Here is a 23,460-nt window from a genome sequence, read left to right on the forward strand (position 1 = left end):
GCGCTGATGGTACTTGGGTGGTAACGCCCTGGGAGAGTAGGACGCTGCCAAATACATAGATAAAAACCTCTATTTCGTAGGTCGAAGTAGGGGTTTTTTGTTATTTTGAAAAACAAATTGAAATTGATATACTTAAAATTAAAGGAAGGAGTTGATTATTATAAAAATAAGAAATATGTAATTATTTTAATAATAATATTTTGGGGTATTGTTTATATAACAAACAATGCTAAAAAATTTAACCTATTTCGAATTCAATAACTTAGAATTCTCAGGTGTTTTTACTCATTTAAACAAATCTGATGAATTGATAAGTGCTGATAAAACATTTTCAGAAAACATAATTTGTTAACCTAAAAGGAGAAGATATAAATGAAATACGAAGGAGCCCTCTATAGGCCTCCTAGTGAAGCCTATAGCTTAATAGTTCAAGCCACCATAGGATGTTCTCATAACAAATGTACATTTTGTTCCATGTATAAAAAGGATAAATTTAGAATAAGAAGTACAGAAGAAATAATTGAAGATTTAATTGTTGGTAGAAAATATTATAAAAATGTAAAACGTGTATTTTTAGCTGATGGAGATGCTTTGGTGATTAAAACCAAGGAATTGGTGAAGATACTTAAAGCAATAAAAAAGTTATTTCCAGAATGTGAAAGAGTAGGAATATACGGTTCTCCAAAATCCATTTTAGGTAAATCACAGGAGGAATTATTTGAATTAAAATCTTTGGGATTAGGGATTGTATATTTAGGTTTAGAATCTGGAAGCGATAAGATATTAAAGGATATTAATAAAGGAGTAGATTCTTCACAAATGATAGAAGCAGGTAGAAAAATCATTGAGGCTGGTATAGAACTTTCGGTTACTTTAATATCTGGAATTGGGGGGAAGGCCAATTCAGAACTTCATGCAGTAGAATCAGCTAAAACCCTAAATGAAATGAAACCCCATTATATCGGGTTATTGACTTTACTGTTAGAAGAAGACACTTTACTTTATAAAGAAGTAGAGGAAGGTAAATTTGAACTCTTAACTCCCTTGGAAGTATTAAGAGAGACAAAGGTTTTGATAGAAGGACTTAAAGTTGATAATTGTATATTTAGAAGTAATCATGCTTCAAATTATATTTCATTAAGGGGAACTCTTATGAAGGATAAAAATCTTATACTGGAACAAATTAATCATGGTTTAAATATAGATGGATTAGATGATAAAGAAATCTATAGAAGGTTATAAAATAATTGTTGCTTAATGAACAATATGGTGGTATAATATTTAAGAATAAAAATATAGAGTAAATCTTTAAATCAGTCCAGAGAGACTGGCAAGATTGTAATATAGGGATAATTGTGCATATTGCATAAAAAGTCTTGCTGGCGGCAAGACTTTTTTTACGCCAATACAATTACAATCTAACAGTCCTTTAAATCAGTCCAGGGAGGCTGAAAAGGAGAGAAAACTCTCCTACAAACTAAAAAAGGGAGGTTTTTTTATGACTGAAAATGTAATTATAAACGAATCAGGTAAAACTGAATCTAGATTATGGCATAATTCAAAAAAAGTTATTTTAGCTCTTCAACATTTAATAGCAATGTTTGGTGCAACAGTTTTGGTGCCAATGCTTACAGGATTTAATCCATCTGTAGCGCTGTTTTCAGCAGGTCTTGGAACCTTAATATTCCATCTTTGTACAAAAGGTAAGGTTCCAGTTTTCTTAGGCTCATCTTTTGCTTTTATACCAGTGATATTAACAGTAAAGGAAATATATAATGGGGACTTGGCTTATGCTCAAGGTGGTATGGTAGTAGCAGGTTTAATCTATGTAATATTGTCTTTCTTAATAAAGAAAATTGGAGTAGAAAGAATACAAAAATATCTTGCTCCTCAAGTTATAGGACCTATGATAATAGTAATAGGCATGAACTTAATCCCAGTGGCTTTTGGTAATGCTAGAGAAAATTTTTTGTTAGCTGGTATAACCTTAGGAACAGCATTGTTAGTTAATTTTAAAGGAAAAGGCATTTTTAAACAGTTATCAATATTGATAGCAGTAACTGTTGGATATTTAATCTCATTAAAAATGGGAGTTGCTGATACAAGTATAATAAAAGACACTGCATTATTTGCAATACCAACTTTTAGATTCCCTAAATTTGATATAGGTGCTATAACCATAATAGCCCCTGTAGTATTAGCAGTCTTTATGGAACATTTAGGAGATATAACTACTAATGGTCAAGTTGTAGGTAAAAATTTCATAGAGGATCCAGGTTTAAATAGAACCTTATTGGGAGATGGACTGGCAACAACGTTAGCAGCTTTAATTGGAGGACCAGCCAATACAACCTATGGTGAAAACACAGGGGTTTTAGCAATAACCAAAAACTATGACCCATCTATATTAAGGCTAGCAGCTATATTTGCAGTAATGTTAGGATTTGTATCAAAAATAGGAGTATTTTTAAGCACTATACCTACACCTGTAATGGGCGGAATAAGTTTAATGTTATTTAGTATGATATCCTTAATAGGTGTGAAAACCATAAAAACAAACAATGTAGAATTTAACTGGAAAAACATAATAGTTATGGGAACAATTATAATATTAGGCCTTGGAAGTGGAATTGTAGAGGGTAAATTGGGTATTACTATAGGGATTCCAGTTACTAAAACTGTTACAATATCTGGATTAAGCTTTGCAGCTATAGTAGGAATAGCATTAAATGCTATTTTAAATAGGAGATAAACTAATATATAATAAATAAAGTAGCCTATCTTATGCTGATAAGATAGGCTCTATTTGTTATATACTTAATAATAGACAAAATCCAAAATAACATATAGAATAAAAAGGAATGATAATTAAGAATAACAATTAATTTAGAGAGGAAGTTATATTATGCCTAAGGTATTGGTAGTGGGTGGTGGTGCTGCAGGGATGATGGCTGCAATCTCTGCGAGGAACCAGGGCGCAGATGTAATTATACTTGAAAGAAACAATAGAGTTGGTAGAAAGATATTAGCTACAGGAAATGGACGATGTAATTATACCAATGTAAATCTATCCATAGAAAATTATCATGGAGAAAATAAAAAATTTCCCTATAGTTGTTTATCACAATTTAATGTAGACGAAACAATAAATTTCTTTGAAGTATTAGGCATCACTCCTGCCATTGAAGAAGATGGCAAGGTGTTTCCATTATCTTTTCAAAGTTCTAGTGTTCTAGATGTGTTGAGATTTGAATTGGAATATTTAGATATAGAAGTTATGACGGAGGCTTATGTAGTAGATATCAAGAATAATAATAATAATTTTATATTAACCCTAAAGGATGGAAGGGAAATATATGGAGATAGGGTAATTCTTGCTACAGGCGGTAATGCAGCGCCTAATACCGGTTCAGATGGGAATGGATATGTATTAGCTCAGGAATTAGGTCATAGCTTAATTGAAGTATTTCCCGGTTTAGTCCAACTTAAGCTGGAAGGAGATTTATTTAAACAGGTAGATGGAGTCAAATTTATAGGTACTGCTGGACTTTATGATAAAAACAAACTGCTTAAAGAAGATAGTGGGGATATATTATTTACTAACTACGGTATATCAGGACCTCCTATTCTTCAATTGAGTAGGACTGCCCTTTATTATTTAAAAAAGGGGAAAAGTATACAGCTTAAAGTATCCATAATCCATACTAGAACTCAAGAAGAATTATTTGACTATTTACAATATAGATTTGGTTTTATGCCAAAAAAGACCATAGAAATAGGCCTTATTGGCTTAATAAACAAAAGATTAATACTCCCTATTCTAAACGAAACGGCAATAGATAAGAACAAACTAATCGCCCATTTATCCAATGAGGAAGTGAGAAAAATATCAGCTATTTTGACGGATTTAAGATTTAATATTATTGGTAGTAAATCTTGGGATAATGCACAGATTACTGCTGGAGGTATTGTCACTAATGAGATAGAAAATTCTACTATGGAATCAAAACTTGTAAAAGGACTATTTTTTGCAGGAGAAATTATGGATATAGATGGAGATTGTGGTGGTTTTAATCTTCAGTGGGCTTGGTCATCGGGATATGTAGCTGGTAGAAATGCTTCTTTAAGATAAGGAAAGAAAGATACTGAAAGGATTGATTTTATGCATACTATGAAAAAAAGATTAAATGAATTAGCAAAACAAGAAAAATACATAAGAGTTGCTATAGTGGGAGCAGGTAAAATGGGGAAAGGTTTAATAAACCAAATGTCTAGAATTAAAGGAATGTGGCCTTCACTAGTTGTAAATAGAGATGTAAAAAAAGCGGTAGATGCACTTCTGTCCGCAGGTGTTGGGCAAGAGGATATAGTTATCTCAAACTCCTTAAAGGATATAAATTATTATTTAGAAAAGGGAAAATATGTTGCAACTGAGGATATGAATATGGCAACAAAAGCCAATATTATTGAGGTGGTTGTAGATGCTACAGGGGTACCTGAAGTAGGTGCAAAAATTTCCCTAAGTTCAATAGAGAATAGAAAACATATAATCATGTTAAATGTGGAAGCAGATTCAGTAGTTGGGCCAATCTTATATAAAAAAGCTAAGGAGGCAGGAGTTGTATATACAGGAACAGCAGGAGATGAACCTGGTGCAGTTATGGAACTATACAATTTTGCTGTAGGATTAGGGTTTGATGTATTAGCTATTGGAAAAGGGAAAAATAATCCCTTAGATTTAGAGGCAAACCCAGATACCGTATATGTAAAAGCTTTAGAAAAAGAGTTAAAACCTCACATGTTAACGGGTTTTATCGATGGAACCAATACTATGATTGAGATGACTTGCATGGCCAATGCTACAGGTTTTATTCCAGATATAAGGGGAGGCCATGGTATTAATAGTAATTTGAAGGAATTGACTAGATTTTTTAGGCTAAAAGAAGAAGGGGGAATTCTCAATAAATATAGGGTAGTTGACTATGTAAGGGGAATTGCTCCAGGAGTTTTTGCTATTTTTACCACAAAATTAGCTGAAGTACATAAACAATTAGAGTACTTGAACATGGGGGCAGGACCTAACTATGTACTATATAGACCTTATCATCTTACAAGCTTGGAAACACCTATAACTATTTTTAATGCATACTATTATAAGGAAGCAACTATAGCACCCACAGAAGGGATAGTAGCTGAAACTATTGCAATAGCCAAGAAAGATTTAAAAGTAGGAGAAAAATTAGATGGCATAGGAGGATATACTGTTTATGGTAGTATAGAAGAGTATGAAGTGGCAAAAGAGGAGAATTTAGTTCCCATAGGGCTTATTGATAAAGATACTAAAGTAGTTAAAGATATTAAGAAAGGCCAGCCTATAACCTATGATATGTTAGAAATGAATACGGAAAAGAATATATATAAATTAAGGAAGTTGCAAGATGAAATAATGGGTTAAACTATAAACAATATTTTACAATTACCTAAATATTAGATAAAATATAATGGTATTATTTAATAATTAAATGGAGGGATTTATATGATATACATCAGAAACAATGACAATAGACCTCAATTCAATTTAGCCTTAGAACAATATGTATTTGATAGTTTAAATCAGTTTGATGAGATTTTTTTATTATGGATAAATGAGCCTTCCATAATTGTAGGGAAAAATCAAAATACCATTCAAGAGATAAATTTAGATTATATAAAAGAAAACAATATAAATGTGGTAAGAAGATTGTCTGGTGGCGGAGCTGTTTACCATGATTATGGTAATTTGAATTATACTATAATATCCAAAAGCAAAAGTACATCTGCTTTTAACTTTGAAGCTTTTTCCCAACCAGTTATAGAAGTATTAGGGAAATTAGGAGTAAAAGCAGAATTTTCTGGTAGAAATGATATTACAATAGATGGTAAAAAATTTTGTGGCAATGCACAATATATGAAAAAGGGAAAAGTTCTTCATCATGGAGCCATGCTTTTTGATACAAACTTAGAGGTTCTAGGGAAAGCTTTAAAGGTATCAAAAGATAAAATAGCCTCTAAAGGAGTAAAATCTGTTAGGAGTAGAGTTACAAATATAAAAGATCATTTAAAAGATGATATTGCTGTTGAGGATTTTAAACAGCTTTTATTAGAGCATATGTTTGAAGGAAATAAAGAAATTAAAGAATATAAATTGTCAGAAGAAGACTATGCCAATATAAACAAACTAATGGAAGAAAGGTATGCTACTTGGGAATGGAATTTCGGTAGTTCTCCAGATTTCAACATAGAGAAATCCAATAGATTTCCTTCAGGAAAAGTTGAAATTAAAATAGATGTGCATGAAGGAATAATTAAAGGAATTAAATTTTATGGAGATTTCTTTGGAGGAGGAGAAATATCCGACGTAGAAGATAAATTCATAGGTGCCAGGTATAAAGAAGATGAAATAGGCAAGGTGTTAGATAATATAGATATAGGTTATTACTTTTCTGGAATATCAAAAGATGATATAATGAATTGTATAATATAAATATAAATATAAATAAACTTGACAAACACAATGGATTTGTTATATATTAATACACAAAATACAATATTAATTACGAAGACGGGGACAGTAATAAAAGGAAATTATTGTACAGAGAAATAATCACAGGGTGAGAGATTATTAGTAAACCTTTTATGAAAATCACCTCGGAGTATAATATCTGAAATTATAGTAGGATATTACGCTATAGGCGTTATATAAATGAAGTGGTAGGATAACATATATTATATCCTATAATTTGGGTGGTACCGCGGAAATTCGTCCCTAAGCTCTGCTTAGGGACTTTTATCATACTTAAAATAGAAAGGATGAAAGAATTGAGTAGATTTAGAGAATTATCTAATGAATCAGTAAGTAAAAGAGAACAGGATATTTCTAAATACTGGGAACAAATTGATCTTCTTCATAAATCTGTAGAAACTAGAGATGAAAATAAACCTTTTATTTTCTACGAAGGGCCTCCAACTGCTAATGGCAAACCTGGAATACATCATGTAATGGCTAGGACCTTGAAGGATTTAGTGTGTAGATATAAAACTATGAAAGGATATCAAGTAAAAAGAAAAGCAGGATGGGATACCCATGGCTTACCTGTGGAAATTGAAGTTGAGAAAAAATTAAATTTAAAGAACAAGTATGAAATTGAAGAATATGGAATTGAGGAATTCAATAAGCAATGTAGAGAATCTGTATTCCAATATGAAAAACTGTGGAGAGATATGACCACAAGAATGGCCTATGAAATCGATTTAGACAATCCATATATAACTTTAGAAAATGATTATATAGAATCCGTATGGTGGATTTTAGACAAATTTTTTAAAGAAGGATTAATCTACGAAGGGCATAAGATATTACCCTATTGTTCTCGTTGTGGAACAGGTTTGGCTTCCCATGAAGTAGCTCAAGGTTATGAAGAGATAAAATCAGAAACGGTAGTAGTAAAGTTTAAGCGAAAGGATAGAGATGAATACTTTCTTGCCTGGACTACTACACCTTGGACTCTACCTAGCAATGTGTGCCTTACAGTTAATCCAGACGAAATCTATTTAAGAGTAAAACAAAATGATGAAATATACTATGTAAGTAAAGTATTAGCTAACAATGTATTAGGAGAAGATTATGAAGTATTAGAGGAGTTAAAAGGTAAGGATTTAGAGTATGTAGAATATGAGCAGTTAATCCCTTTTATAAAGGTAGAAGGAGATAAAAAAGCATTTTATGTTACAATGGGAGACTATGTAACTACAGAAGATGGTACAGGAATAGTCCACTCTGCTCCAGCTTTTGGTGAAGATGACTATAATACAGGCGTGAAATACAATTTACCAGTATTACAACCAGTAGATGATGAAGGGAAGTTTACTGACACTATTTGGAAAGGCAAATTTGTAATAGATGCAGATCCAGAAATAGTAAGATGGTTAAGGGAAAATGGGAAACTATTCAAAAAAGAAAGAATGGTTCATAATTATCCTCATTGTTGGAGATGTCATACCCCCTTACTTTATTATGCAAAGCCTAGCTGGTATATAGAAATTACCAAATTAAAGGATAAATTAATTGAAAACAATAATGGAGTAAACTGGTACCCAGATTTTGTTGGAGAAAAGAGATTTGGTAATTGGCTAGAAAATTTAAATGATTGGGCTATATCAAGGACTAGATATTGGGGAACACCATTACCTATTTGGAGATGTGAAGATTGTGGTCATACTACAAGTGTAGGTTCAATTAGTGAATTAGTAGAAAGGGCAATAGAAGATATAGATGAGTCTATAGAACTTCATAGACCATATGTAGATAATGTTCATTTTAAATGTGATAAATGTAATGGAACTATGAATAGAGAATTAGATGTAGTAGATGTATGGTTTGACAGTGGTGCAATGCCTTTTGCTCAACACCATTATCCTTTTGAGAATAAGGAAAACTTTGATAAATTATTCCCTGCAGACTATATCTGCGAAGGAATAGACCAAACTAGAGGATGGTTTTACTCATTATTGGCTATATCCACTTTTGTAACAGGGAAATCTCCTTATAAAAGTGTATTAGTAAACGATTTAGTACTAGATAAAGATGGAAAGAAAATGTCTAAGTCTAGGGGGAATACAGTAGACCCATTTACTTTATTCGATAAATATGGAGCAGATGTATTGAGATGGTATTTAATCTATGTATCTCCACCATGGACTCCAACTAGATTCGATGAAGATGGACTTAGAGAGATAGAGAGCAAATTCTTTAGAAGTATAAGAAATGTATATAATTTCTTCTCTCTATACGCTAATACAGATGATGTAGATCCAAGAGAATTCTTCATAGAATATGAAAAAAGAGAAGAAATTGATAGATGGATACTTTCAAAATATAATAGCCTCATAAAGCAAGTAAAAAAGGATATGGATATTTTTGAATTAACTAGAATAGCAAGAGGAATTCAAGAATTTGTTATAGAAGACCTATCTAATTGGTATATAAGGCGCTCGAGGAGACGTTTCTGGTCTACTGAACTAGATGACGATAAAAAAGCTGTATATAATACTACCTACGAAATATTAGTAGGTATAAGCAAGATGATTGCACCTTTTGTACCTTTTATATCAGAAGAGTTATATAGAAGTTTAACCGACAATAAATCGGTACATTTAGATTATTACCCTGAATATAAGGAAGAACTAATAGATTTAGAATTAGAAGAAAAGATGGATTTAGTAAGAGATTTAGTGGGATTAGGAAGGGCTTCTAGAGAAGCAGTTAGAATTAAGGTGCGTCAACCAATAAAAGAAGTCCTAATTGATGGAAAATACCAAGAGAAAATTAAAGATTTAGTACCTCTTATTAAAGAAGAATTAAATGTTAAGGAAGTAGTATTTGAAAAAGATTTAAGCCAGTTTATGAATTATTCTCTAAAACCTAACTTTAAAGTAGTAGGACCTATTTTAGGTTCTAAAGTTAAAACTTTTGGAAAAGTTCTAAATGAGTTGAATCCTCATGAGGCAGTGAGTAAACTAGATTCTGGTGAAAAATTGATTTTAAATCTAGATGGAGAAGAAGTAGAAATAGAGAAAGATTATGTAATGGTTACTATATCTTCAAAAGAAGGTTTTGACGTAGCCATGGAAAATAACTTGTTTGTAATTCTTGACACTACTCTCACAAAGGATTTAATTGATGAAGGATATGCAAGAGAATTTATATCTAAAGTTCAACAGATGAGAAAGAACAATGGATATGAGGTATTGGATAATATCAACATCTATTATGATGGAGATGATGAAATAAAAGAAGCAGTTGAATTATTTGAAGACTATATCAAAGATGAAACTTTAGCATTATCCATAAAAAGAATAACTGATGATTCCCTAGAAGAACAAGATTTAAATGGTCATTTAACAGGAATAAAACTAGAAAAAATTTAGAAGTAATAGAAAAGAGTCCATAAGGGCTCTTTTCTATTAACAAATCTTATCGTCTAGAGTCTCTAATGATATAATAGATATAATAAAAACAAAGGGGTGTTTCTATGTCTATTAAAAAGATTAATGAATTATTCAAAGAACTATATAGAAGACGAGTATATGCTAATAAATTAGGTTGGGTATTATATACTACTGGTTATGATTTGGGGATTGAAGAAGCCAATAAGGAAATAATTGAATTTTTAGAGGACAAGGAGAACTTTGAAATAATTTGCCAACATAGGGATAAAGAATTAGAACCTGTGGATAGAAGACGGATTGAAATAGCTTATAGTATTTTTGAACCTTTTCATATGAGCAAACAATTAAATGAATTGAATTTAGAAATAAGAAGAAAAACCAATGAATTATCTAAAATACTTAACACTTTTCGATTTAATATAGATGGAAGGGAGATAGCCTCCGTAGAAATAGACCAAGTACTGTCAAAAGAAGAAGATAAGAGTTTAAGAAAAAAGGCTTATTTTTCAAGGAACCAGATAAACAAGCCTTTAGTGGATGGAGGATTTATTGAGCTGATAAACTTGAGAAAAGAGCTAGCTAAGGCCTATGATTCTAAAGATTTTGTCGAATATAAATTGGAAAGAGATGAACTTAGCCCAAATATTTTTCATGGGTGGAAAGAGGAACTAGGACAATATATAGATATATTGAATAATAAGAGAGAGGGATATGCCAATAAATACATAAATAAGGAAGAAATCAAGCCTTGGGACGAAGAATATATAAAGTCTAAGATATCTCCTTCTCTAAATACTAAAGTGGATATGTCTAACTATTATAATATTATAAGGGATTTCTTTTTGGGTTTTAGAATAGATTTGGATAAATTTAATATTACTTATGATGTATTTCCAAGAAAGAATAAATCTGAATGGGGATATAATTTCCCAATAGAAACAAGGAAGGATTCAAGGATTCTTACCAATATAAAGAATCAATATAGTGAATTCAAAGTCCTTCTACATGAAACTGGGCATGGAGTTCATTCTTTTTTACAAGACCCTAATGAAATAATATTAAACAGTGGAATAAGTGGAATAGTTACAGAAGGTATAGCAAACCTATTTGGAAGTTTTTTATACGATAAACTATTTTATAAGAACTTTTTTGATGAAAGTGTAGAAGAAGAATTCAAAGAAATGGCAGTATATGAAAAGTTAAATTATCTAAGGTTCATAGGAAATATTTTCTTTGACCATGAGCTGTATAGAAATAATATCACTTCTTTAGATGATATATATGAATTATATTTTAAAGTTTATGGAGAATTATTTGGGGATAAATCATCTACAGAAGCACCGCCTTTTGGCTATAGAATTCACTATACAACTCATCCTATCTATATGCATAATTATTTTATGGGGGATGTAACTTGTGAGATGTTAAGAAAAGTATTCTGCAGAAATCAAGGCATTAATAGTATATCCGAAAAGCCAAAAGAATTTGGTGAATTTTTGATTAATGAAGTAATCAACCCCTCTGGACTATATAAATATGAAGAGCTGTTCAAGAGGATAAGTGGAGAAGAATTTTCCCTAAAATGGTATTTCTAACGTAGGGCGAATATTCGCCCTATAGTTAGCAAAAGGAGAAGTGATGAGAGGTGACAAAGTTTACCGAATATGGAGTTCATAGAGCCTTAGAACCTAAAAACACTTTACCTCAACCAGCGTGGAAACTTGACAATGCGATGGAAATATTTAACAATGAAATATTGATTGATGTGAAGATTATCAACATAGATTTAGCAAGCTTTGATCAAATAACAATAGAATGTCAAGGAGATATTAGCAGAATAGAGAGGAAAATACTAGAGATTATTGATAAAAGAGGTAAATTGCATAATCCTGTTACTGATACAGGTGGTATATTATTTGGAAAAGTTAAAAAGATAGGTAAGAAATATAATAACACTCAGGATATTAATGTGGGTGATTATATTATTTCAACAACACTATCCCTCACACCAATAAGAATATATAAGATTAATAGGATTCATATAGATCATGCACAGATTGAAGTGGAAGGGGAAGCAATACTTTTTTCCAGTACACAGATTATTAAGATAGATAATATATTTTCTGCAAACGAACTAATATATGCTTTAGATGAAGGGGCATCTTCAAAGGAAGTTAATCGTTTGGCTAAACAGGGTGACAAAGTACTTATAGTTGAAGCAGGTGGAAAAATTGGGTTATTATGCGCTTATGCTGTAAGAGAGAAGTTAAATCATGGTGAAGATATAATTGGAATTGTTAGAACCAAAGAAGAAAAAAATTTTTTAAGTAAGTATAATATTTATAATCGAATTTATGACTTTGATATTTCTAATACAATAGAAGCTTTTGATACTATTATGACTATTGAGAAAGAACTTTTTGATTTAACTATTAATTGTTCACGTTCACCGGGAACTGAGATTTTAAGTGTTTTATGCACTAAGCCTAATGGAACTTTGTATTTTGCAGGAATAGGTAGTAATTATAAGACTGCTTTCTTAAACGCAGAAGGTATTGGAAGGGATATTAATATTCTAGCATATAAGGGATATTGTGAAGGACATGAAAAGTTTGTAGTAAATTTATTAGAAAAAAATAAGGATTTGAGAAATTTACAAGAAAATATATATAGACAAATTATATTTGATAAGCATATTAATAATTTTGGGACTGATGAGAAGTCTAGAATGTTAAAGGAAGTTGATATTAACAATTATGTATATACTAGTAAACAAATGGAACAAGTTGTAATGAAAGCACTAAAAGTATCAAGTTTTGATTGTAATGTACTCATCAACGGAGAATCAGGTGTAGGAAAAGAAGGGATAGCCCAGATAATTCATAGTTCAAGTAATAGAAGCAATCATCCATTTGTAAAAATAAATTGTGCATCAATACCAAATGATCTAGTAGAATCTGAATTATTTGGTTATGAAAAGGGAGCATTTACAGGAGCAAAAATTGACGGAAAATCAGGTTTCTTCGAAATTGCCAATGGGGGCACATTGTTTTTAGATGAAATTTCTGCTTTCCCATTAAGTCTTCAAGCAAAATTACTTAGAGCTATCCAGGAAAAAGAGATATATAGAATTGGGGGAACAATACCTATTAAGATTGATGTTAGGTTTATTGCAGCAACTAACAGGAATCTAAAGCAAATGATATTTGAAGGTACTTTTAGAGAAGATTTATTCTACAGATTAAATGTATATCCAATAAATGTACCACCATTGAGACAGAGAAAAGAGGATATTGTTCCTTTAGTTAAATATTTTATTAAAGAAAATAATTTAAAATATGAATCTAGCAAAACTATTAATGAAGATGCATTACAATATTTATCTGAATTGAATTGGCCAGGTAATATAAGGGAGTTAGAAAACTTTATACAACGTGTATTTATTAATTCTATAGATGAAATAATTACATTAAAAGATGTAATTGCTAGTCTAGGTATGGAGAAAAAAAATAGTTATGAAGATATATCTAATCTTCAAGCTATGAATTTACAGGAGATATTAGAGAGAACAGAAGAAAAGGTATTTAAAACAGTTAAAAATAGCAAAATGTCAACTAGAGAAATAGGTAAAATTCTTGGAATTAGCCAATCAACAGTAGTAAGAAAATTAAAAAAATACAACCTGTGAATTATGATGAAAAATTAATAGAATAATGTAAAATCAGCTGTCTTATAATTATTTTGATTAAAGAAATAGCTGATTTTACTTTTATGTTATTTTTGAGTATAGAGAAATGGTTGAATTTTGAGTTGTTAATGAATCATAATATAAATATGCAAATAAATAATTCTTTTTTGCCATTATGGGAGCCTTTTTATGAAGAATATTATTTAAATGTAACAATTTATTGATAGATTCAAAAATGAATCAATGAGTCATTTTTGAATCTATCAGTAGATAAACAATATTTTTAGCCACGATGAAAACAAGTAATTATCATTATTTTTGCTTTTAAAATATTCACAATACTGGCATAAATAATGCATTGTAATTTCTATAGTAAAAAATATTCCCAAATATTAATTAAAGGAGATAGATAACAATGTATACTTAAGATTTGTTTAAAACAGCAAAGATAAGTAAGTTGTGAAAATTCAAAATTTGAGGAGGAATAATTATGGATGGAAATTATGGTTTTTTATCCTTAGTGCCACCGATAATAGCTATTGTACTATGCTTTATATCAAAGAATGTATTATTATCTTTGATTGTTGGGGTTTTTGCTGGTGGAATATTAATGTTTAATGGTAATATTTTTAGTGCCATCGATTACTTTATTACAACTATGGTAAATTCTATAACATCAACTTCAAATACTCAATTACTAGTATTTACATTAATAATGGGAGGCAGTGTTGCTTTCATATGGAAGTTAGGGGGAAGCAAAGCTCTAACAGAGTGGGCAAAAAATAAAATAAAAACTCGTAAAAGGGCTGGTATTGGAGCATGGCTGTTAGGGATGATAGTTTTTTTCAATGATTATACCAACTCAGTTATTGTTGGCAATGTTTTTAGGGATATATTTAAAGAAAAGAAGTTGTCTTCTGAAAAGTTAGCCTATATATTAGATACTACTGCTGCACCAATGGCTACATTATTTATATCAGATTGGGTAGCTTTTGAGATAGGACTGTTAGGTCCAGCATTAGCAACCTGTGGCATAAATAATGCATCTCCATTTTCAGTATATGTTCATAGTATACCTTTTAATTTTTATGCAATTTTTGGCATTGTTTTTGTAGGAATAATAGTAATTACTGGCAGGGACTATGGTCCTATGCTTAAAGCTGAATATAGATCTTATACTGAAGACAAAACAACCAGAGAAGGTTCATATTCAATGCTAAATGTAGACAATGAATTGGGAGAACCTAAAGAAACTAAACCTATGATAAAAAGCTTTGTAATACCAATTCTTGTGTTGGTAGTAATAACCTTATATGGATTTTATAAGACTGGATTACCTGCTGAAAACTTCACTGAATTACTTTCAAATACGGATTCTATGCAAGCGTTGCTATGGGGAGCCATGGCTATGTTGATTACTGGCATAATAATTGCCCTATTATACAAGATTATGAATATTAACGAAATTACGGATACCTTATTATCTGGGTTTAAACTTATGCTATTAGCTTGTGTAATACTTGTTTTATCATGGTCATTAGCAGCTGTTACAGAAGATATGAATTTACCTAATTATCTTATAGGTTTAGTAGGAGAAAGTATTTCACCAGTAATTTTGCCATCAATAATTTTAATATTTTCTATGATTATATCTTTTGCAACAGGAACGTCTTGGGGTACTCTTGCTATAGTAACACCTATAGCCATTCCAATGGCTTATTATTTAACGGGAAGTATAGAATTCGTGTATGTAGTAACTGGAGCAGTATGCTCTGGAGCGGTCTTTGGTGATCATTGCTCGCCTATATCCGATACTACCGTATTATCAGCTTTATTTGCAGGAGGGGATGTTATAGACCATGTAACTACCCAATTACCATATGCCCTAACATGTGGGATTTTAGATTTTATAGTTCTTATTATTTACCAATCAACAGCAATTAATTCAATAATTCTAAATATATTAGGAATAGCATGCCTTGTCGGAATTAGCTATGTTTTAAATAAGTATTATAGCAAAAAGTATGGCATTTCCGAAAACTATCTCAAAAGCTATAAAGCAATTGTGTAATTAAAATAATTTTTAGTAACAGTGTTACTATGCATCTTCAAAGGGTTATTTGTTTTTCCATAAATGTGGAAGTAAAAGTACTATGACAATTAGATTAATTGATACAAAATATATAGGAGGTGTTATCAATGAAAAAAGATGAATCTATAATTTATCCATATATCCCCAATTCAGTTCCCCAAATAAAGGAGGAAATGTTGAAGAATATTGGGGTAGACTCTATAGAAGAGCTTTACGATAGTATTCCAGAAGATTTAAGATTTAATGGTAAAATGAACATTCCAAAGCCTTTGTTATCTGAAATCGAATTAGCTAGACATGTGAAAGAAATATTATCAAAAAACAAAACATGTAGTGAAAACATTAATTTCTTAGGAGGAGGATGTTGGCAACATTATATACCATCAATTTGTGATGAAATTGGCCGAAGGGGTGAATTTTTAACAGCTTATAGTGGAGACACTTATGAGGAACATGGTAAATATCAAGCACTTTTTGAATATGCAAGCATGATGGCAGAATTATTAGATATGGATATTGTTAATGTTCCAACATATGATTGGGGTCAAGCTGCATCAACAGCTATACGTATGGCCTCTAGGATAACTGGGAAAAGCGAAATTCTAATATCTAGAACAATAAGTCCAGATAGACTAAAAATCATAAGAAATTATTGTAAGCCTGACTTAAAAATTATATTAGTAGATTATGACAATAAAACAGGACAAATGAACTTAGATGATTTAAAAGCTAAAATCACATCGGAAACTGCAGCAATATACTTGGAAAATCCATCCTATCTAGGCTTTATAGAAGAACAGGGAGAAAAGATATCAAAAATTATACATGAAAGTTCTGGATTATGTTTAGTTGGAGTGGACCCAATTTCTTTAGGAGTTATTAAACCACCAAGTCATTATGGGGCAGATATTGTCTGTGGGGATATTCAACCACTAGGGATACATATGAATTATGGTGGTGGACACGGAGGTTTTATCTCTACTTTCGAGGAAGAAAAATATATGCAAGAATATCCAAATCGACTTTATGGTATTGCACCTACTTCGGTAGAAGGAGAATTTGGTTTTGGAGATGTTGCTTTTGAAAGAACTTCCTTAGCATCCAGAGAAAAGGCAAAGGAGTATGTAGGAACTGCAGCAGGATTGTGGGGCATTATTGCAGGGGTATATTTAGCTGTTATGGGGCCAAGAGGAATGGAAGAATTGGGCAAGTTGATTATTCAAAACTCTATGTATGCAGCTAAACAAATTTCCAAAATAAATAATGTATTTGCTCCTGTATTTAGTTCAACCCATTTTAAAGAGTTTATAGTTGATTTTAACCATACAAACAAAAAAGTTAAAGAAATAAATAAAGAATTGCTTAATTATGGAATCTTTGGTGGTAAAGATTTATCTGATGAATTTCCTGAACTTGGACAATGTGCTTTATATTGTGTTACTGAGGTTCATACAAAAAATCATATTGATAAGTTAGTCAATGCATTGACTAATATATTGAAATGATAAGAAATAGAAACAAAACTTGCAGGAGAAAGGAGTAGTAAATATGAGTTCAAATTACGATAACAAGTTAAGGAATTACCATCAGGCAAAATGGGATGAACCTATAATTTTCGAGTTATCTACTGAAGGTCAGAGAGGAATATTAATACCAAAAGCAGAAAAGGTAATTGAAGATGAGGTAGGTGATGGAATATCAAGTATCCCGGCTAATATGATTAGGAAAGAAAGTCCTAAATTGCCTGAGATCCCACAACCACAAGTTTTAAGACACTATTTGCATGTTTCACAGCAAACTCTTGGAGGAGACTTAAACATTGATGTTGGACAAGGAACATGTACAATAAAATATAATCCTAAGATTAATGACCAGTTAGCGTCTTTAGATTCGATTACTGAACTACATCCGTTGCAGGATGAAGATACTGTACAAGGTGCCTTAGAAATAATTTATAAAACAGATTTATTGATGAGAGAAATATCTGGTTTGGACAAATTTTCATTTCAACCAGGAGGAGGTTCTCAAGCTCTATTTACAATTTCGTCTATAATTCATGCTTATTTTGAAGAAAAAAATGAAAGCCAGCAACGAGATGAAATTATTACTACAATATTTTCTCATCCATCGGATGCAGCCACACCAGCTATAAAAGGGTATAAGGTTATTAACCTATATCCTGATGATGAAGGCTATCCAAGTGTGGATGCTTTAAAAAGTGTTTTATCTGAACGTACGGCTGCATTAATGATAACAAATCCAGAAGATACTGGATTATTCAATCCTAATATTAAAGAATTTACTAGGTTGGTTCATGAAGTAGGTGGACTATGCTCTTATGACCAAGCAAATGCAAATGGTATATTAGGAATAACTCGTGCTAAAGAAGCGGGTTTCGATATGTGTTTCTTTAATCTACACAAAACGTTTTCTGCTCCTCATGGCTGTGGGGGACCAGCTACAGGAGCTTTAGGAGTGACAAAAGAACTATCGAAATATTTACCAGTACCTACTATAGAGTATGATGGTATTAAGTATTATCTAGACTACGATAAGCCACAGAGCATAGGAAAAGTCAGAGCTTTTTATGGAGCCATACCAGTTGTATTAAAAGCCTACGCTTGGATTATGAACTTGGGCGAAGAAGGACTAAAAGAAGCAGCTAGAATTGCAGTATTAAATAATAACTATTTATTAAATAAAATTATTAAGATTAAAGGGGCAAGCGCACCATATTCCCCAGGGAAACACCGTATTGAACAAACAAGATATAGTTGGGATAAGCTTACTAATGATACGGGAGTGACTACTTTGGATATTGCTAGGAGGATGGCAGATTTCGGAGTGCATTATTGGACTAGTCATGATCCTTGGATAGTTCCTGAACCATTTACCCTTGAACCTACCGAATCTTATACTAAAGATGAGTTAGATGAATATATTGCAATTTTAGAGGAAGTATCTAAGGAAGCTTATGAAAACCCAGAGTATGTAAGAAATGCACCGCATAATAGTGTTATTCATAAGGTAGATACTTCATATTTTGAAGATCCATCCAAGTGGGCTGTAACATGGAAAGCTTATAAAAAAAAGAATGGATTAAAATGATATATTAATTAGGTTAACTAAAATCCTATGCTAGTTTAAACTAGCATAGGATTACTTAAAGGAGTGAAAGAATGTATAAAGTAGGATTAATAGTTAACCCAATTGCAGGAATGGGTGGAAGAGTTGGATTAAAAGGAACAGATGGAAAGGAAATATTGGAAAGAGCTGTTGAACTTGGAGCTATTCCCCAAGCACCGCAAAGATGTATTGCAGCATTAATGCAACTCAAAAGTATAAAGGATGATGTTCAAATTTTTACCTATTCAGGGAATATGGGTGAAAATGAAGCTAAAAAATGTAACCTAAATACAAAAGTAATTGGATATACTAACAAGACGATAACTACTAGAGAGGATACAATTCAAGCAGCAAAAAAATTGAGTGAATTTGATTTAGATCTTCTAATTTTTGTCGGGGGAGATGGAACTGCCAGAGATATCTATAGTGTGGTTAACAATGATATGGTAGTTCTAGGGGTCCCCGCAGGAGTTAAAATTCATTCAGCAGTATATGCCAGTAGTCCTGTAAATGCAGGTCAATTAGCTAGAGATTACTTAGTAGGAGGAAGAATAAATACAAAAGAAGCTGAAGTTGTTGATATTGATGAAAATGCTTTTAGACAAGGTATAGTCTCTACTAGATTATATGGTTATTTAATTATACCTTATCAAAAGGGCTATGTTCAGGGATTAAAATCAAATAGTAGGTTGGATGAGGTTCAAGCTCAAAATATAATAGCTACTGAAATAATTAGTAGGATGGAAAAAGATTGTTTATACATTATAGGACCGGGGACTACCACCAGGGCTATAATGAAAGGTTTAAAATTAAATTATACATTGTTAGGTATCGATATTGTATGTAATAAAAGTTTGGTAAGTTTAGATTGTACAGAAAAACAAATACTAAAAAATATTGATAATAATAAGTCAAAACTAATAATTACTCCTATAGGAGGACAAGGGTATATATTAGGTAGAGGTAATCAACAAATTAGTCCAGAAGTAATTACCAAAGTAGGGAAGAAAAATATTATTGTTATAGCAACAAAGGAAAAAATAAATAATCTAAGAGGGAAGCCGTTACTTATAGATACTGGGGACGATAATATCGATAGGGCTCTTTGTGGATATATCCGCGTTATTACTGGATTAAATGAAGAAGTAGTATATCCAATATCATATTAATATTGTTTAGAAGTTATCATATGTATTTTTACGAGGTGAATAATATGTATAAGGTTGGAGTTTTAGGAGGAATGGGACCATTAGCTACAATGGATTTATGTAATAAAATAATTTATTATACCGACGCACATAAGGATAATGATCATATACATTTAATAATAGATAATAATACAGAAATACCTGATAGAACAGAATATATTCTAGGCAGGGGAGAAGATCCTTTAAAATATTTAATAAAATCAGCAGTAACCCTTGAAAATATGGGTGCTAATTTTATAATTATCCCCTGTAATACTGCACATTATTTTTATGATAATCTATGCAAATTTATTGGCATACCAATAATAAATATGATAGAGGAAACTGCAAAAACAATAAAAGATAAATATGTTGGAATTAATAAAATCATTTTATTATCTACTGAAGGAACATATAAATCCAAGATATATAGCAAAATATTTCAAAAATATGATTTAGAAATAATAAGTCCAGAAGCAGAAGAAAGAAAATACGTTACTAAATTAATTTACAACATAAAAGAAGGTGTTCTAGATTCAAATATATCAGATTTTAAAAAGATGATAAATGGTTTATTAAGAAATAACCATGTTCCTATTATTTTAGGATGTACTGAGTTACCCGTTGCTTTTGAAAGATATAGAATACTGGATTGGGATTTAATAGATCCAACTAAAATACTAGCTATTAAGGCTATAAATGCTGCAGGAGGTAGAGTTAAAGACTTAAATAGTAATGATTTAAAATTCATGAAAAATTGATAGAACATATTTTTACTTATATTTGTAATAAAATAACTATGAGATAATATGATAAACTATGTTGATATGTCTATGATGTGGTGAAAAATTCCTTGGATGTACTTACCTTTATCCAAGGAATTTTTATTTTAATATTTAATTATTTTGTAAATAGAATGTTAGAGAAATTATAGATTCTACTTAAAGTTCATGTTCCCTTTGTACATATTCCATTGGTTTTCCTGGTACGTAAGGTTTTAAATCGTAAAGTTCCTTTCTAAATATGATTGTCAATTAATACAAATCCTTTTAATAGTTGATGACATATATAGTATTATATGTATAATTTTCCTGACAATAAAAAACACTATGACAAATAGTAGTTTCATGATATAATCTAAAAGGGTAGTTATAATGATTTCTAGATTTGAAAGGTTTTAATAATTTAAAATCTTTGAATATAAATAACAAAAACGCTGGTTAAGGGGGAAAGGTATTCATGAAAGTATATCAAACTGATGAAATTAGAAATTTAGCTTTAATAGGACACAGTGGTAGTGGAAAAACAACTTTAACGGAAGCAATACTATATGTTGCAGGTATAACTAAAAGGCAAGGTAAAGTAGATGATGGAAATACTGTATCAGATTTTGATAAAGAGGAGATTGCAAGAAAGGTTTCAATTGGAACAGCTGCAATACCTGTGGAGTTGAATGATATAAAATACAATTTTTTAGATACTCCTGGATATTTTGATTTTGTAGGAGAAATGTTTGGCGCTTTAAAGGCAAGCGAAGGATCTATATTAGTTGTAGATGCTTCTTCTGGTGTGGAAGTTGGAACAGAAAAATCATGGAAATATTCAGAAGAGCATGAAATCCCAAAAGTTATATTTTTAAATAAAATGGATAAAGAAAACGTTAATTTTGAAAAAGTGCTAAATGATATTCAAGGGCAGTTTGGTGATAAGGTAGTACCTTTTACTTTACCAATTGGGGAAGCAGAGAGTTTTAAGGGATTGGTAAATATCATTGATGGAACAGCTTTTGAATATGATGGAAAAGTTGCTAAGAAAGTTGATATACCAACAGAAATTCAAGGAGAAATCGAATCCATAAATGAATTATTGATGGAAAAAGTTGCTGAAACAGATGAAGAGTTGCTGGAAAAATATTTTGAAGGCGAAGAGTTCACTATTGAGGAAATTCGAAAAGGTTTAAAACTTGGAATTGCTAATGGTGATTTGGTACCACTAGTAGTTGGATCAGCAGAAAAAGCTATGGGAATTGATGTTTTATTAAATTTAATTAAAAATTATATTCCAAATCCTGCGGAAGTTGGAGTAAATGTGGGCTATAAAGGGGAAGAAAAAGTTGAAAGAAAGGTGGATGTTTCTGAGCCATTTTCAGCTATAGTATTCAAGACTATTGTAGACCCATTTGTAGGAAAACTATCATTATTTAAAGTATTATCTGGAAAGATTACAAAAGACCAAGATATATACAATGTTAGCAAGGATAAAACTGAAAAATTAGGAGGCTTATTTGTACTTAGAGGCAAAAACCAAATAGAAATATCTGAAATAGTAGCTGGAGATATTGGGGCTACTTCCAAACTACAAGTTACACAAACGGGAGATAGTATTTGCAATAAATCCAATCCAACTCTATATGATAGAATAGAATATCCACAACCAACTTTGTTCTTAGCAGTAGAGCCTAAGGCTAAGGGAGATGAAGAAAAAATAGGAACCTCCTTACACAGATTAACGGAAGAAGATCCAACCTTTGCAGTAGAAAGAAATTCAGAAACAAAACAATTATTAATTGGTGGGCAAGGTAATATGCAATTGGCTGTTATTATAGATAAATTAAAAAATACCTTTGGGGTAGAAGTTAATTTAATTAATCCAAAAGTTGCTTATAGGGAAACAATAAAAGGCACTTCTAGTGTACAAGGAAAGCACAAGAAACAATCGGGCGGAGCTGGACAATATGGTGATGTCCATATAAGATTTGAACCTATAGATGAAGAATTTGTTTTTGAAGAAGAGGTATTCGGCGGGGCAGTACCAAGAAACTTCTTCCCAGCAGTTGAAAAAGGATTAAGAGAATCTTTAGAAGAAGGGGTTCTTGCAGGATATCCAGTAGTAAATTTAAAAGCTACATTATTTGATGGTTCCTACCATCCTGTAGACTCTAATGAAATGGCATTTAAAATAGCAGCTTCTTTAGCTTTTAAAAAGGGTATGGAACAAGCTAAACCAATATTATTAGAACCTATTATGAAAGTAGAAGTATTAATTCCTGAAGATTATATGGGGGACGTAATGGGTGATATGAATAAACGTAGAGGTAGAATTTTAGGCATGGAGCCTCAGGCAGATGGTTCTCAACTAGTTATAGCAGAAGCACCACAAGCTGAACTGTTTGAATATGCTATAGATTTAAGAAGTATGACCCAAGCCAGAGGAAGTTTTACCATGGAATTTGTAAGATATGATGAAGTTCCTTCAAATATTGCTGAAAAAATAATAGAAGAAGCTAAAGCAGAAAAAGAGTAATAGATAAAAGAAAAAGTTCGATGGCAATAGTCGAACTTTTTTCTTTCATTTAGTTCTTTAGAAGTTGGGTATATTAA

Annotated in this window: 14 protein-coding genes and 1 other annotated feature; all 14 genes read left to right on the forward strand. The window is 31.3% G+C overall.

Features of this window, described 5'->3' with window-relative positions:
* Window positions 1–372 precede the first annotated feature (372 nt).
* The 14 genes from C3E90_RS08050 to fusA all read left to right on the forward strand — a co-directional run bounded on the left by C3E90_RS08050 (window position 373) and on the right by fusA (window position 23,383).
* A complete protein-coding gene (locus tag C3E90_RS08050) occupies window positions 373–1,242 on the forward strand; it encodes a radical SAM protein (protein WP_236915131.1) in 870 nt (289 codons plus the stop codon).
* A gap of 256 nt (window positions 1,243–1,498) precedes the next feature.
* Window positions 1,499–2,752 carry a uracil-xanthine permease family protein gene (locus tag C3E90_RS08055; protein ID WP_236915132.1) on the forward strand — a complete coding sequence of 418 codons (1,254 nt, stop codon included), beginning with the start codon at window positions 1,499–1,501 and terminating at the stop codon, window positions 2,750–2,752.
* Window positions 2,753–2,905: 153 nt separating this feature from the next.
* Window positions 2,906–4,132 carry an NAD(P)/FAD-dependent oxidoreductase gene (locus C3E90_RS08060; protein ID WP_236915133.1) on the forward strand — a complete coding sequence of 409 codons (1,227 nt, stop codon included), beginning with the start codon at window positions 2,906–2,908 and terminating at the stop codon, window positions 4,130–4,132.
* 30 nt (window positions 4,133–4,162) lie between these two features.
* Window positions 4,163–5,455 carry an NAD(P)H-dependent oxidoreductase gene (locus C3E90_RS08065; RefSeq protein ID WP_236915134.1) on the forward strand — a complete coding sequence of 431 codons (1,293 nt, stop codon included), beginning with the start codon at window positions 4,163–4,165 and terminating at the stop codon, window positions 5,453–5,455.
* An 81-nt stretch (window positions 5,456–5,536) separates the two neighbouring features.
* The gene (locus C3E90_RS08070) at window positions 5,537–6,523 is read left to right on the forward strand and encodes a lipoate--protein ligase (RefSeq protein WP_236915135.1); all 987 of its coding nucleotides are present in this window, start codon (window positions 5,537–5,539) and stop codon (window positions 6,521–6,523) included.
* 66 nt (window positions 6,524–6,589) lie between these two features.
* Window positions 6,590–6,810: a binding site (T-box leader), on the forward strand.
* Window positions 6,811–6,858: 48 nt separating this feature from the next.
* A complete protein-coding gene (gene ileS / locus C3E90_RS08075; RefSeq protein ID WP_236915136.1) occupies window positions 6,859–9,966 on the forward strand; it encodes an isoleucine--tRNA ligase in 3,108 nt (1,035 codons plus the stop codon).
* Window positions 9,967–10,070: 104 nt separating this feature from the next.
* Window positions 10,071–11,582 (forward strand): M3 family metallopeptidase, encoded by a 1,512-nt coding sequence (locus C3E90_RS08080; RefSeq protein WP_236915137.1) that lies wholly within the window; start codon window positions 10,071–10,073, stop codon window positions 11,580–11,582.
* A 50-nt stretch (window positions 11,583–11,632) separates the two neighbouring features.
* Entirely contained in the window at window positions 11,633–13,675 is a 2,043-nt protein-coding gene (locus C3E90_RS13510) for a sigma 54-interacting transcriptional regulator (protein WP_236915138.1), read from the forward strand.
* Window positions 13,676–14,165: 490 nt separating this feature from the next.
* Window positions 14,166–15,746 carry a Na+/H+ antiporter NhaC family protein gene (locus C3E90_RS08090; protein ID WP_236915139.1) on the forward strand — a complete coding sequence of 527 codons (1,581 nt, stop codon included), beginning with the start codon at window positions 14,166–14,168 and terminating at the stop codon, window positions 15,744–15,746.
* A 128-nt stretch (window positions 15,747–15,874) separates the two neighbouring features.
* On the forward strand, window positions 15,875–17,272 hold the full coding sequence (gene gcvPA, locus C3E90_RS08095) for an aminomethyl-transferring glycine dehydrogenase subunit GcvPA (RefSeq protein ID WP_236915140.1): 1,398 nt from the start codon (window positions 15,875–15,877) through the stop codon (window positions 17,270–17,272).
* A 43-nt stretch (window positions 17,273–17,315) separates the two neighbouring features.
* A complete protein-coding gene (gene gcvPB / locus C3E90_RS08100) occupies window positions 17,316–18,875 on the forward strand; it encodes an aminomethyl-transferring glycine dehydrogenase subunit GcvPB (protein WP_236915141.1) in 1,560 nt (519 codons plus the stop codon).
* 71 nt (window positions 18,876–18,946) lie between these two features.
* Window positions 18,947–20,062 carry an ATP-NAD kinase family protein gene (locus tag C3E90_RS08105; protein ID WP_236915142.1) on the forward strand — a complete coding sequence of 372 codons (1,116 nt, stop codon included), beginning with the start codon at window positions 18,947–18,949 and terminating at the stop codon, window positions 20,060–20,062.
* A gap of 44 nt (window positions 20,063–20,106) precedes the next feature.
* On the forward strand, window positions 20,107–20,841 hold the full coding sequence (locus tag C3E90_RS08110) for an aspartate/glutamate racemase family protein (protein ID WP_236915143.1): 735 nt from the start codon (window positions 20,107–20,109) through the stop codon (window positions 20,839–20,841).
* 478 nt (window positions 20,842–21,319) lie between these two features.
* Window positions 21,320–23,383 (forward strand): elongation factor G, encoded by a 2,064-nt coding sequence (fusA, locus tag C3E90_RS08115; RefSeq protein WP_236915144.1) that lies wholly within the window; start codon window positions 21,320–21,322, stop codon window positions 23,381–23,383.
* Window positions 23,384–23,460: the final 77 nt, after the last annotated feature.

This window comes from Clostridium sp. Cult2 (assembly GCF_021655075.1).
In the GTDB taxonomy this organism is placed as follows: Bacteria; Bacillota; Clostridia; order Tissierellales; family Tepidimicrobiaceae; genus Schnuerera.

Excerpts from the sequence above, each read along its gene's own strand:
- C3E90_RS08050 (WP_236915131.1), top strand. The coding sequence starts at position 373 with ATGAAATACGAAGGAGCCCTCTATAGGCCTCCTAGTGAAGCCTATAGC.
- C3E90_RS08055 (WP_236915132.1), top strand. The coding sequence starts at position 1,499 with ATGACTGAAAATGTAATTATAAACGAATCAGGTAAAACTGAATCTAGA.
- C3E90_RS08060 (WP_236915133.1), top strand. The coding sequence starts at position 2,906 with ATGCCTAAGGTATTGGTAGTGGGTGGTGGTGCTGCAGGGATGATGGCT.
- C3E90_RS08065 (WP_236915134.1), top strand. The coding sequence starts at position 4,163 with ATGCATACTATGAAAAAAAGATTAAATGAATTAGCAAAACAAGAAAAA.
- C3E90_RS08070 (WP_236915135.1), top strand. The coding sequence starts at position 5,537 with ATGATATACATCAGAAACAATGACAATAGACCTCAATTCAATTTAGCC.
- C3E90_RS08080 (WP_236915137.1), top strand. The coding sequence starts at position 10,071 with ATGTCTATTAAAAAGATTAATGAATTATTCAAAGAACTATATAGAAGA.
- C3E90_RS08090 (WP_236915139.1), top strand. The coding sequence starts at position 14,166 with ATGGATGGAAATTATGGTTTTTTATCCTTAGTGCCACCGATAATAGCT.
- gcvPA (WP_236915140.1), top strand. The coding sequence starts at position 15,875 with ATGAAAAAAGATGAATCTATAATTTATCCATATATCCCCAATTCAGTT.
- gcvPB (WP_236915141.1), top strand. The coding sequence starts at position 17,316 with ATGAGTTCAAATTACGATAACAAGTTAAGGAATTACCATCAGGCAAAA.
- C3E90_RS08105 (WP_236915142.1), top strand. The coding sequence starts at position 18,947 with ATGTATAAAGTAGGATTAATAGTTAACCCAATTGCAGGAATGGGTGGA.
- C3E90_RS08110 (WP_236915143.1), top strand. The coding sequence starts at position 20,107 with ATGTATAAGGTTGGAGTTTTAGGAGGAATGGGACCATTAGCTACAATG.
- fusA (WP_236915144.1), top strand. The coding sequence starts at position 21,320 with ATGAAAGTATATCAAACTGATGAAATTAGAAATTTAGCTTTAATAGGA.